Below are 14,005 nucleotides of genomic sequence, written 5' to 3' on the forward strand. Positions count from 1 at the left end.
TTCAGACTGTAGACAAACAGCTTCCTTTCTAGCGCTTCGTGCGGGGGTCTCGTCTGTCTCGCTTATCCCGCAGGAGTCGAGCAGACGCTTCTCCAAACCAAAAAATCTACTATTCTCAGGAAGAATAATATTGAGCTCAATTAGCAAACTTCCTTTTGTCTACAACCTGAAGGAGAGAAATTGCTCCTTTCCTACTTTTTAAAGAGGTGAATGAGATGGCAAAAAAGAATGACGATAAAGTCCTTGCACAAAACAAAAAAGCCGGCCATGATTATTTTATAGAAGAAACAATCGAAGCAGGCATTGTATTGCAAGGTACAGAGATTAAATCGATTCGTAATGGCAAAGTACAATTAAAGGATTCCTTTGTACGCATTCGAAATAACGAAGCATGGATTTCCAATATGCATATTAGCCCATACGAACAAGGAAATCGTTTTAACCACGATCCTTTACGTTCCAGAAAACTACTTTTACATAAAAAACAGATTAGCAGCTTAATTGGTGAAACAAAAAGAGAAGGGTTCACGATTGTTCCGCTAAAAATGTATATTAAAAATGGTTATGCAAAAGTATTGATCGGAATCGGTAAAGGAAAGAAAGATTACGATAAACGTGATGTGCTGAAGAAGAAGGAAGCAAAACGAGAGATTGAAAGAGCATTCAAGGCTCGTAACCAGTAAGCGACTATCCAATACTGGTAAGATGTCTCACTTGAATTTTGACCTAATTTGATGTATAGTAAGCAATGTAACGAAGCTTACATTATTCCATAAACGGGGACGTTATGGATTCGACAGGGATAGTCTGAGCTTGAGTTGCGCGTCGGAGGCTCGGCTCCGTAAAAACGGACCTTATAATAACAGGCAAAACAAACAACAACTTAGCATTCGCAGCGTAAGCTCGGATCTGCTTTATCTATCCATCGCCCATGTGGCTAGGTAGAGCTCAACTTTAGTGGGATACGGTTGGCAGTGCCACTTGAGCTGTCAGCAAGAGATTTCCAAGTTAGCGTACAGGACGCCCGCTTATCGGCATAATGCTACGCGAAACTTTAAATAGGTAAGATACACGCGTAGAAGCTTAAGTGTTAGAGTTTCTGGACGCGGGTTCAAATCCCGCCGTCTCCATAATAAGAAATCATATGATTTCATACAGTGTCATGTGACGTAAAGCATAAAATTTCCATTTGGAAACTTTATGCTTTATTTTATTTTAGGAAATTTTATGCTTGAATATGTGAAATAATATATATCCTTGCCATTATGGCAGGGATATACTTTTTTTGTTTTAAGCGAAAATATATTTAATCTGATTTTAGACATTCAAGGAGCCGTCTATTCTTTCCAATATACCACCAATGTGGAAATAACTTTTAAGAATATTTATTTGATGTGGATGCTATCATTTTAGAGTAGTATGAATTAAGCGGAGACTTTACAACGAGTGGCAATTCCGTAAAATATGGTGCCTCACCAAATTAAAACATTTCTTCATTATTACCGAGATGAATCTCTGCGAACACCTTTTTACTCGCTACTTATCTAAGAATGGAAAGAGGGAAAATTTTAAGGCAAAACCCTTATATGGCATGATTTTTGCTGTTTTTTATTTTCCCATAAAGTTAAGGGAAGAAGGATTAATGCAAAAACGACTGAAAATCGAGCAAATATGATGGAATAAATGAAGATATTGTAGTTATTGAACTAGTTAAACCTGAATAAAGGGATTTTGAAGAAACTGATGAAATAAATATGAGTGTTGATTCTGGAAAGGATTAAAGCTCTTTTTGTTAAACTTCTATAGCTCTCATGAAAATTAAAAAATGCTCAAAATCTAATAAATTGCATAACAAAAGAGACTCAAGAGATAGAACATAAATTTAGGATTGTTATGTATTAGATTCAAAGAATAAAAATTGAATAGAAGAATGAGAGTATATTATGTAGAAATCTGTAATATAATAGAATATAAGAAGAATTCAGAAAAAGGGAAATAAAAATGCCGATGTATAGAAATCCTAAATTTTACGAATTAGAAGAAAAATTTTCAAATAGTGTTAAGGTTATTGGTGAGAATCACTCGTTTTATATTGCCTTGATTAATAAGCCTTTTCCAACAAAAATACTTTAGTACGATTGGAAAGTAACGTTAGATGATGGAACAGAGTTTAATGTTTCAATGGGGTCTGATAGTATAACTTTTCCATACACAAGATTGGAGCGGATAACTGAACGCTTAGATAAGGTGGGAAAATACAAAAGAGATTATTTGGCTAATGCAATCAACGACAAAATTGATGTAATTTCTAGGGAGTATAGATGAATCAAAGGAGAGATGGTAATGGCTTGGGGAATAATAAGTTTTGGTAATTATCAAGGAATTAGTATCCCACAATTAGTATTTAAGGATCCTGACTACTTTTTTTGGGCAATGGAGAATGACGTTTTTAATGGAACATATTTAGTCCTTGAAGCAAAAGATGTATACAAAAAATCGAGAAATATTAAAATCCCTAAATTTGGTCACAAAGCAGAATACGTTACCTATAAAGGAAAATTTCAAGACATAAAGTTGGTGCCAATAGAACGACCAGCGCATATAGGTTCAAGTTCTACTTTTCGAGAAGATAAAATTGATATGGGATTTGTTAGAGAGACTAAGGGTTATGATAAAAGAGGCGGAGAAATATTAATTCATTCTTTAAAATCCATTCTGTTTGGAAGTAGTAATTATAGAATGAGTAAAAAGAGATGCGAAGATTTTTTTGAAAATCCATCTAACTTTACTTTATAACTAATTTGAATGGTGGGATGATAAATGGATTATGAAGAATATTCTTATAGAACTGGTGACTATCTGTATCAAATTGACAAAGAACATTCTTGCATTACCGTATATAAATACTACACTGTTATTGATAATATACCTAATAACTACAATAGGGAAATTACTAGAGAGCAGTTTATAAAATTAGTATTGGATTACTCGGTAAAATACAGAAAATAATTTATCTAGCTCTATATAGAAGTATCGTTACGTCCAGTAATACAAAGTTGAATGGATACAGGTATTACAACCATTCGAACTTCAATCTACAAGTTTTGTAGATACTAAATTGAATTGGAACTCTTTTTGGGTTCCTGATGTATTTTAAATAGCAAAACAGCCCGACTTTTTAGAAGCGGGCTGTTTTTTCTATAATGAGTTAGGTAGAGGTTATTATTTTCTAATAATAAAAATGCAGGTATGAAGAAAACTTTTTCTTAAAAATTCTTTCACCGCTTAATCATTATTTATTCATTCTTAAATTAATATCTTTAGTTTAATTAGGATTTCAATTCTAATGACTCTACTAAAATAAACAAGTGTTCCATATGTTCCGGGAAAATTTTTTCTATAATAACTCTCGAAACAGAAGTTATTAAAGACCTGGTAATTTTAAGATTAAATTCGTCCTTTAAGTCTACATTTTGATATCGAATGGGTCTTAAATAAGTACCAGAATCATCACTGTAAAAATCACGCAAAGCCGTATAACCATGTGCATCTACTGATAACATCCCATATATGAAATCAATGAGACGATTATGAGGCTCTTTCCTTCCTATAAACTTTGCTAGAGCATTTATTCACTTAGGACCTCCATCTAATGAATACCACTTTGGTTCATTATCAGTATGTGGCTTATTTATATCAATTTTCCGCTTTTTCCACTCTTTTAAAATGTTTTGGTATCTATCACTTGCTAATTCATTTTTAAGTATTTTTATCTTTTCTTTTGTATTTTCATCTAAATTTTTGGCCAATCTATTTTCTCCAACTTTTATCTGCTGAATATAATATCCTACTCTATAAGCTGAAGTGCGTTTTTCTATATTGACATCATCCATTAATATGTACTTCAATGAAAGAAAGATTTCTATAGCCCCTCTAAAGTTAAGAGAGGCTGGTCCATGAAGTCCTTTTTCGGCAGCCACGTAGACACCATCTGCAAATTCTATTAGTTTTCGATATAAAGCTATAATAACTTCTGTTGAACGATTCAATTCATTATTCGCTAGATATTCGGTTATTAAATTTTCACCAAACCTCATTGTTAGATCAAGCTCTTCAAACTTGTTCATAGATATATCTCTCCTTTTTTTTCCTATTCAAATCACTAAATATTCCCTTCACTATAATTGATTTCTTCTATTTATATATTCTCTCCAAATAACTATCATTTCCAACTATGAATCGCGTGGTTTTCTTTTGCAAAAACCTTATACCAGTTTAGATTTTATTATATCCTAATTGTGGAAGGGGTGGAAATAGGGTGTATAAAGAACCACCTGTAGTAACATGGTCTACATTGATAAGATTTATCAAAAATTAATGTGAATTTTTGCACCAATTTTGCACCAACTACTAAAATAGAAAAAAATTTTGAATTAATAAATCCACATACATTTATGCATCAAGACTTGTGGATTATGAATTTAATGGTCCCGACTGGTCTCGAACCAGCGACCCCCACCTTGTCGAAAGTATCTGGCCAAATTAAGCTAGTTCAGCTCAGTAAATTAAGTATGAGAAACGTTGATTTATCAAGGTTTTCATCAATCATAAAATCAACTGAGTTAAATAAAAACAACTGAAAAAAATAATTTTGTGAGCATTTTGGTGAGCAAGTGATCTGTTACAAACTGATTATAGAAAGTATTTTAAAATTTCCTTTAGTTTTTAATATGTACACATTTAACCTGAGTGGATGTAGCAAAACAAGAGGTGTTGGCGAGCTCGATTCTAATGATGGGAATCGAGCCTTTATTTTCTTTATTTCTACTGGAATTCCTTTAAATTTATACTGGTAAATACAGGGTAGAAATTAAATGAGCGATGTCATCTGTTTATTAGATATTCTGTTTAAATGCAATTTGTTCGTTTTTAAGATTGATTTCTTTTTTTCTCCCACCCATAATCTAACCAGACACTACATTGTCTAGATTTCTCTGTATAAGAATTGGCCCACCTTGCTTTATTATTCCTTGCTGTATAAGGTAGATTTCTTTAAATAATGTTTTCGATTGCTTGAAAAGATAATGTTATTTCTAACTTTCCTTCATGCGCTTGTTTATTTAGAAACTGACTTAAAGGTAATGATCTGATACTTTGCTCATGAAATTCAACTCCCATGTTTTTTTCACTTTATCTATCGAAATTCCACATAGCTGTTCTCTGTTCAATATTTAAATGCAATTTCTTTCGTTTTGCACTTCATCCATCTCACCATCCTATAAATTTCATAAGTAGGAGCAGCGATGTATGAAGTGGTAAGGAAAGACCAGTAAACATTGAGTTTTAACGTTTACAGATTGTTCAAATGATATATTCTACTGGTCTAAATATTCAAATATATATAAACATTTGAATTGAATAACTATATAATGGTATTAAATAGATTTAAATGGGGGTTAATGGGTGGTTATTCAATCAACAGCTATTTCTAATAGTAGTGGAAAAGGTGCTTATAGAGAGGTATCAAAATTAATACAACAAGTCTTCTTTTATAATCAAGAAGCTTATGGTAAACAACAATTTGATGAGAATGGAAAAGTAATATATAAAACAATTTATAGCCGAATAGATGCTCATATTATTCATTATTCAATAGAGAATAAAAAAGCATTAATGGCGTATCAACAAAAGTTTAATAAATTAAAGTGGCTATGTTTAGACTTCGATATCAAGAGTTCTGTATTAGAATCTGGATATGATTTTTTTAAGGATGATATACATAGACCTTTGTTAATACAAGAGGTAAATAAAGCAATAAACTATTTGAATGAAAATAAAATCAATTATTTATTGGAGTTCTCTGGAAGCAGAGGGTTCCACATTTGGATTGTTTTAGATTGTGAAGTTAGCAAACAGTTAGGAAGTAAGATACTTGAGAGTCTAGTAGAGAATTTTAGTTTTGATTATTTAAATGACAAATCAAGTTCAATCGTTTTAGATATGTATCCTAAAAATGCTAATCCGAAAGGAAATAAAATTGGCTTAGGAGTAAAAATCCCTGTGTCTTTTCATCTGAAAAGTGGAAGATACTCTATGTTATTGAGTAGTATAGATGATGTTGATATAGTAACAGAGTTAACTACAAAAATAATATCTGAACAAGAAAATATTCTGAGAGACTATAAAGTTAATGATATTAACGATTTGATAAAAGTCTTAGGTATAAGTATATCTGTTGAGGAAAAAAAATATGACAGAATGATTGGAACTGTTGATAAAAGTGAGAGTTTAACAAATATAATTACCAAGTTATCCAAATGTGGTGTTTACAAACATTTATTTTCAAAAAGCATAGCTGATTTAAATGAATTCGATAGAGCAATTATAGTAGGCACATTTATAAGATTGAGAAATGATTCGGATCTATATTACGGTAAAAAACTACTATTAGAATTTTTTGCTGAGGATGCAGAAAAATTTAATGAAACAATTACTAGAGATAAGTTAGAATTAATGCAAAATTTTTATCCACCATCAATAGAATATCTTCACAAAAAATATGATATAGATTGTTCTCATTGTAATGGCATCAATAATATTCTGGAGTTGATTGAAGGAATAACTTTACAAGAGGATTTAAATTCAGAGGAAAGGTTTTTAAATTGGATTATTAGAGCAGAAAAAAAATACTTAACTCAAAATGATGAAGTTCCTTTGAATCATATATATGATGAGCTTAGCGAGGTTTCTATAGAAGATTTAAAAATGAAAATAGAAGGAATTTCTATGGGGGAGTACCCCATGATATCGGCAAATATTTTCATCAGGAAAGAAGAGGAAAAAGAAAGAATTTTATATGGTTTATCTGCTCCTGATAGAGTGTTAACATCATACATAATGTACGAAATAAATAAAATATTATATGGAGAATATAGCTCTACAAATTCATATAGTTATAAATTAAATTATGATTTTAGATACAATGATATATTTGTCAATTGGAATAGAATGTGGTTAATGTATGTTAAGGAAATTGAAGATAAAATATTTAATGAAGCCTATAATGATTACTATATATTAAAGTTAGATATACGAGGTTTCTATGATTCAATAAATAGAATTTTTTTAAGGGAAATATTATATAACAAACCTTCGACAATGATTGAACTAATATTAAAAAATTTAAGTCCAGAAGAAAAACGAAAATATGTTTATATGTGCGAATATTTGATTGATGCTGCAAGTAAAGTCAGTAGTACGGGTGTCCCTCAAGGACCAGCATTTGCTAGGTATCTAGCTGAAATTTATTTAGCTCCTTTAGATCAATTAATAAGTTCGAATATTATAGATGGGTTTGAACATTACTATAGATATGTTGATGATATGGTGATAATAGTCGAAACAAAAGAGAAAGCAGAGGCTTTATTAGGGGATATTAAAAATTATTTAAATACAAGGGATTTAAACTTAAATGACAAAGTAAAACATGGTTATGTTAACGAATTAAAATACGAAATAATTAACCAAGATTTACAAAAATATTTTGTTGATTCAATAGATGAAGACACTGCCCCTATAAAGGTTATTAACAAGGCTATTGAGATGTTAAATGAGATGTTAAATGATACTTATGATAGTCTTAACAAAAAGAATCTGCCGTTTTTCTTAACACATTTAATAGATGCAGATTATTTACAAAGTAAATTAGAAGTAATTGTACCAAATGTAGTAAATTCTGAGATAGGAAGAGGTAGTTTATTTAAGCACTTCTATAAAAATATAATATTTAAACATTCAGAATTTATTAGTATAGATTTCTATAAATTATTAAAAGGCTTATCGCGTGCAAATTTTATAAATGAAATGGCAAAGAATGTGGAATTGATTTCAGAAGAGGTTGTCGCAGAAATAATTCAGTATTACCTTAATGAAGATTTATTTCCATATGAAAGGGTAGAGTTGTTACGTATTCTTTTAAAAACTGGATATAAATGCGAATTAAATTTAGCTTATGAGGATTTAGAGATTATTTTATTTTTAGTTAAGTATACTAACGATATAATTTGGTCGGATGAATTATTGAAACAAGTAACAAAGCATTTACAAGGAAAGACAGATAAAAGAGAAGTTATTATTAATTTAGAGGATCTTTTAAATTCCTCCAAAAAGATTGTGGATACTTCGAATATAGTTCAGACAATTTACATTTCTTTATCTTTACATTTTGATGATTTATATAGTAAGGATATTTCACAAAAGATTTTCAATTTAATTTCTTATGTATCAATTTTTTTAGAAGAAATCCAAGTAAAAGATATTTGGAGAAAATTCTATAAGTCTGTAAACGGAAGTCCACTAAATTTAAATACAAGACAATGGTATAAGTTTAAATCAATTATCAATAAAGCTGAATTAAATGATGCAACTGTTATTGTTATTTTAACAAGGGTATTTAAGAGAGAAGGCATAATTCAATCTATAGGCACATCTAAAACCGAAGAAGAATATGCTCTCTATTTATTTTTATTTTTATTTAAAAGTGAAGAATATAACGAGCGTACGTTAATGGTAGAAAAAGTTAAAGAAATCGTAGAAGAAAATAATATTGAGTTTCTTAGATGGTGTTTGGACGAGGATGTAAGATATTTCCCTAGTGATGAATTTGCAATAAAAAATATACAATTCAATAATAGAATTGTGATGATTAATAACCAAAAGTTGTTAGTTCGTGGACTTCCGGAAATTTTTGTGGACTATGAAGAGCATGAGATAAAGAATGATTTGTGGTATAACGATAGCGAATATAACTATATAGAAATTGATGTCAATGAACAATTATTAAATATAGAAGATAAGATATTTAGTATGCATTTATTTGAGGCGCTAGATTTTTTAATTAGCACAGAAGAAATGAGCAATTACAACGGGCGATATATAAATGTTTTTGAGAAAGGTACATTTATTGCAGCGGAAAAAAAGCTTCAAATGTCGTACAGTAAAAACGATAAATTTATAGTATTAAATGATAGTGACCCAGTTTTAAATAGTAGATCACATTTTATAAATGCTCTTATAAAAGTTTTCAAAAAAACAAAAGTTCAAAATGTGGAATATAACCTTAAATATAGTATAGAATCTGAAAAGTTCTTTGATGAATTTGTTCCGAAGAGTATAGATAAACCTCTAGAAATATGGGAATATTTAAAAATTCTTAATATGAATCTGAAGAGATATATCGAAAGTTTAGGAGATAAGATTTATGTTGTTGAATTAGCGAAAATTGAAAGTATTAAAGAATATGTGAATCAGGTAAGTAGAATCAAATCCAATGAAAAGTCAAAAGGAGAAGTTCAATTCGGGAAGTTTTCAAAAGTACTTAGAATCCTAAATTTATATCATTCTTTAAATCCTAATAGTGAATTTGAAAAACATTTATTATATTCACATCAAGAATTAGATCCTTCTAATCTACAAGTATTAATATCAGGAGTTATATTATCTATTACTAAAAATATTGAACATGAAGATTTAAATTTTATATGTGATTTTTTAAATCAAGAATTGAATCAAATAAAAGAGAATCATCCCAATTTAACAGACTTTGAATTGATAGATGTTCAAAGGCATCCGTTTAATAAAAATAAAATTAAAATTAATGGAACTGATTATGAAATAGAAAATATAGACATATATGAATATGGTGCTGAATCAGTAATAAGAGAGCTAAGTATTAAGGACATTATGAATTTAGAAACAAATTATATATACTTTAATAAGCAGCTAATGGTAGTGTTACCTAATGTAATTGCAAAATCAATTGAAATAATAGGGAATAAAGTAAATACGTTTGATAAAATACACTTTGTTCAAAATGCACATATTAGCAATATAGACGGTTATAATCAATCTATAAATGTAATAATGAATCAAAATCAAGTTTCAAAGGCAGAAGCTGAAATGAGATTATATGATTTTTTAAAAGATAAAGAGAACCGATATTATGAATCTATTATAAATGTGATATCTTCTTATAGGATTATGGATAAGTCTGAAATTAATTACCTAGTTGAAACAATAAAATTAAAAGTAGATTTAAATAATGAAATGGACTGTATTTTACCCCTAAAATCAGATAGTGATGATAATGGTTTGCATCAAATTTTATATGTCAAAAATAAAGAGATTTTTGATAGAAACACACCGTACAAAAAAAGGTTAATTAATGATTTTGAAAAACTTAATACTGCTCAAAATTTAAATGAGATAATAATCGTATCTGATATTGGTGTAAGTGGTAAACAATTTATTGATACTTTTAAGAAATATTGTGAAGTTAAAAAAGGTATTAATTTAAAATCTGTATATCATAAAATAAAAGATGGGGAGATATTTAAGGGGAATATATTGAATGCTGGTAAAATATTGATTTTGACTTGTGTTTATACAGATAAGTTTAAAAGTAGTATTCAAGAATATTTTGATGAGATTGGTTATAGAGGGTCATTAGAATTTTTGGGAACTAAAATTAATTATAAAGACTATTTATTTAATACACTTATTGATAAGAAAATTAACAGAGAATTATTTATAGAGTTTATAAATAAATATTTTGCGGATAAAGATCTTAGAGTGAGTGGCAATAGTTATTTAGACTTTATAAGCCAAGTTGAAGATGATGATACCAAAAATATGCTAATATGCAGATACAAAAGCATGCCAAAATATCACCATGTAATATTAACTAAAAATAATGCAATTTTTAATTATAGAAACGACAAATAGATTTATCTCTTTTTCTTTACACAAATATTATACAAGTCTACCTTTAATTGCTTGTCATCCAAGGCGATATCATCGGAAAATTTACAATCAAGTCAAATTGAAAACACCCGCAGACGTGATAAACAAGCGTTTTTGGGTGTTTTTATGTTTTTAAGCAGTTGATAGAAAACGATAAGATTTGAAGCCTGATTTAAAAAGGTTTTCGCAGTTGTGATAATCATTTGAGTAAAATAAGATCGGTTCAAAAAATTAATTATGCGGACAAATTGCGGACAAATGAGTGAACAGGTGGTCAGTATTACTTCTGGGATAGAAACAGTATATAACAGTTTTATTTCCTTGCAATTTTTTAATAATCCTATAGATGGGATATTACAAAAAAATACCTTAAGCTATATTAACAGTTAAAATAATGTTCACTTGTTTAAAAAACAGGTGGCATTTTTTGAAGTAAATATTATGTCGTTATATTACTTAATATGATCTATCCTTTAACAACTTTAAAGAGAAATAATAATTTTGTTTATTTATTTAAGTATAGTAATGTAGAATTACAGAAAATAGGTATTTAGGAGGGAATTTTTTGAATAAACCATCATTATCAATATTTTTGGGAATAGGAGCAGAAATAGGTTTTGGGCTGCCATCAGGGGGGAAATTCGCATGAGAAATTTTCAAATGTTCAACCGAAGAGGAAAAAGAGGTTATTCGTCAATAAAATCAAGGTATTAATCGAATGACTCAACTTGCTAAACAAATGGCCTACTGATAATTACTCAAATAAACTTCTAAATGTTTTTGGTAACTGAGAATTTGAATGATTAATAGCTTCAAGCTCAGGGAATCAACGGTTTAACATTCTAAACTACCTCAATAACTTTGATGAAAAAGTCACTAGCCTTCTACAAGATTGGTATCTATGAACTCTCCTTTTTGGAGTTGGCCAATTAAATGGGACCTTTGATTTAAGTGCAATGACTTATCCAATGAATCTATTAAAGAATATTAATTCTCAGGTTTCTAAAAGGAAGGTATACTTTGTGAAACTTAATAAAGAATTATGCTTAATAAAAATAAAGAATATTTTTTAAAAGGGAGAATAAACATGTCTAAAGTATTAGAACTCAATGAACTTGATATCTTCAGTAATTCAGCTGATGTATGGGAATTTTTACAGAAGAGAGGTGGAATTGATACTAAATATTACGATAAAGGTATTGAAAGCGATTTAAGGGATAATTTAGGCCTCTCACATACAATTAGTGTTAAGAAACAATTACAGGATAAAGAGATTAGTATCGAGCTTTTTTTACAGGCTTTTTTTACATCCCTAAATCCTTTTTCACAAATGTTTAATGATTTAATTAAACTGTTTGAAAGTAATAGTATCAGAGAAACTAATGAATCAATATTAATTAAATTTGACTTTCAAAATGAAATTGACTCCTTAGAATTTAATTTAGATCAATTTAAAGTATGGGTAAAAGAATGGAAGTCTATCAAAACAAAAATTAATCTCTTAGATATTAACAAAAATAATTTGTATCGTTTACAGAGAATTTTTGATGAATTCAACGATATTTATAAATTTACGACTAAAATAGATTATGAAAATAAAGAGTATCTTACAACAGAAACGAGTGAATGGTTAAAAGAATATTATTTAAATTGGCCAAATGGTAGTAATTTAATATTACCTAAAACAAATAATAGAAATTTGAATGATTTGTTAAATCAGATTCAAGTTATCTTTAATAGTGTGATAGATTCTTTGTCTTTATTAGAGGTAAATTATTCAAAGTTATATACTTTTTTATCAGAATCTGAAAAAAACAATAATCAGGATGAATTACCAGACTATGCATGGAATGAGGTCGATTTTTGGGCAGGAAACTTTTTAAAACAATATTCTATTTTAATTTACGGAATTAATAATAACTCGGATTCAATAAATGTTGAGCTAATAAGAAATCTTTGTGTTCAGTTAGAGTTATACCTAAGCTCCATCTCAAATAGTATAGAAAATTCAGCTATTATACAGGAACTGATGGAATTTCTACAGCTTCCTATTTGGAAAAAACGATACGATTTTTACGCTACTTGGATTTTAACTCAGATTTCTGATTCATTAGGAAGGGAAAGGTTACAATTCCATACTACCAATGGAAAGCTACAATTTTCTTTTGCGGGTTCACACCTGGCAACAACAAACGCTTTTCCAGAGTTACATATATGGTCTGAACTGAGATCTACTCTTTTAAACCCTATAGGTAAAGGTAGGAAAAATGGAATTCAACCAGATTATTCCATCATCATACCTCCATTATCAGACATAGTTTCCTCAACTTTATTAGTTGTGGAGTGTAAACAATATAGAAGAGCTTCAAAAAAAAATTTTAATAATGCGTTAATCGATTATGCTAACGGAAGACCTAATGCTGAAATAGTATTGGTGAATTATGGTCCAGTTAATAATAAGATTCTAAATGAAATAGAACCTAATTTAAGAACGAGAACACATATAATTGGAGAAATGAAACCCGGTAATATAGAATCAATTAAAAAATTCAAAGAATTAGTTCAAAAGGCTACTAAATTGTCTGACACAAAAAACGATATTCCTCGAGATATAGATAAAAAAGTTGAATGGAATAATAGTAGGAACGTGAATATTAAACTAACATGGGACGAACTACCACTAGATTTGGATTTAAACCTTTTCCTAACTGAACCTAATAAAAATTGTCATGTAATTAATTATAATAATAAGGGGAATAAACATGTTAAACCCTTTATTGAATTAGAAAAAGATATAACTAATGGAAAAGGCCCGGAGATTGTAACTATTAACAAATTTTTGCAGGGAAATTATTTAATTGCAATTTATAACTTTTCAAACGATCAACCGCTTACTACTAGTAATGGTAAAATTGAAGTAGAAATTGACAATAAAAATTTCATATTTGAATGTCCTAAAAATGGAGAGGGCAGGTGGTGGGTTGTATTAGAAGCTTCCCCATTTGGCGGTGATTTTTTTATCCATAATAAGATTCAGGATAATATACCAGAAAGTAATTATTAATATTCATTATTCAGGAGTATTAATTAGAATTTCTCTTGCTAAGATGCAACAAACCTTTATGTATCAAGATTTGTGAATTAAATCTAATGATGGACCCGACTAATTTTGAACCAGCGCCACCCATCTTATCGAATTTATCTG

At 29.2% G+C, this 14,005-nt stretch carries 7 protein-coding genes and 1 other RNA gene; 6 read left to right on the forward strand and 2 right to left on the reverse strand.

The genetic code is table 11. The annotated features are described in order from the left end of the window. Positions 1-215: 215 nt before the first annotated feature. The 4 genes from smpB to AM499_RS00915 all read left to right on the forward strand — a co-directional run bounded on the left by smpB (position 216) and on the right by AM499_RS00915 (position 3,009). Positions 216-683, forward strand: coding sequence for an SsrA-binding protein SmpB (smpB, locus tag AM499_RS00905; protein ID WP_053588444.1), 468 nt, complete (start codon positions 216-218; stop codon positions 681-683). 95 nt (positions 684-778) lie between these two features. After that, positions 779-1,133, forward strand: a transfer-messenger RNA (tmRNA) gene (gene ssrA, locus AM499_RS21120). A gap of 1,210 nt (positions 1,134-2,343) precedes the next feature. After that, positions 2,344-2,796 carry a hypothetical protein gene (locus AM499_RS00910; RefSeq protein WP_053588445.1) on the forward strand — a complete coding sequence of 151 codons (453 nt, stop codon included), beginning with the start codon at positions 2,344-2,346 and terminating at the stop codon, positions 2,794-2,796. 24 nt (positions 2,797-2,820) lie between these two features. After that, the gene (locus tag AM499_RS00915; RefSeq protein ID WP_053588446.1) at positions 2,821-3,009 is read left to right on the forward strand and encodes a hypothetical protein; all 189 of its coding nucleotides are present in this window, start codon (positions 2,821-2,823) and stop codon (positions 3,007-3,009) included. A gap of 623 nt (positions 3,010-3,632) precedes the next feature. Here AM499_RS00915 and AM499_RS00925 read toward each other — a convergent pair. After that, positions 3,633-4,127, reverse strand: a complete 495-nt coding sequence (locus AM499_RS00925) for a DUF5677 domain-containing protein (protein ID WP_053588448.1) — start codon at positions 4,125-4,127, stop codon at positions 3,633-3,635. Positions 4,128-5,052: 925 nt separating this feature from the next. Further along, positions 5,053-5,178, reverse strand: coding sequence for a hypothetical protein (locus tag AM499_RS22165; RefSeq protein ID WP_269432385.1), 126 nt, complete (start codon positions 5,176-5,178; stop codon positions 5,053-5,055). 285 nt (positions 5,179-5,463) lie between these two features. Here AM499_RS22165 and AM499_RS00930 point away from each other — a divergent pair, with 285 nt between their 5' ends. Continuing rightward, a complete protein-coding gene (locus AM499_RS00930; RefSeq protein ID WP_053588449.1) occupies positions 5,464-10,782 on the forward strand; it encodes a reverse transcriptase domain-containing protein in 5,319 nt (1,772 codons plus the stop codon). Positions 10,783-11,887: 1,105 nt separating this feature from the next. After that, positions 11,888-13,864 carry a DUF2135 domain-containing protein gene (locus AM499_RS00935; RefSeq protein WP_053588450.1) on the forward strand — a complete coding sequence of 659 codons (1,977 nt, stop codon included), beginning with the start codon at positions 11,888-11,890 and terminating at the stop codon, positions 13,862-13,864. Positions 13,865-14,005: the final 141 nt, after the last annotated feature.

Source organism: Bacillus sp. FJAT-22090 (assembly GCF_001278755.1).
Taxonomy (GTDB): Bacteria; Bacillota; Bacilli; order Bacillales_A; family Planococcaceae; genus Psychrobacillus.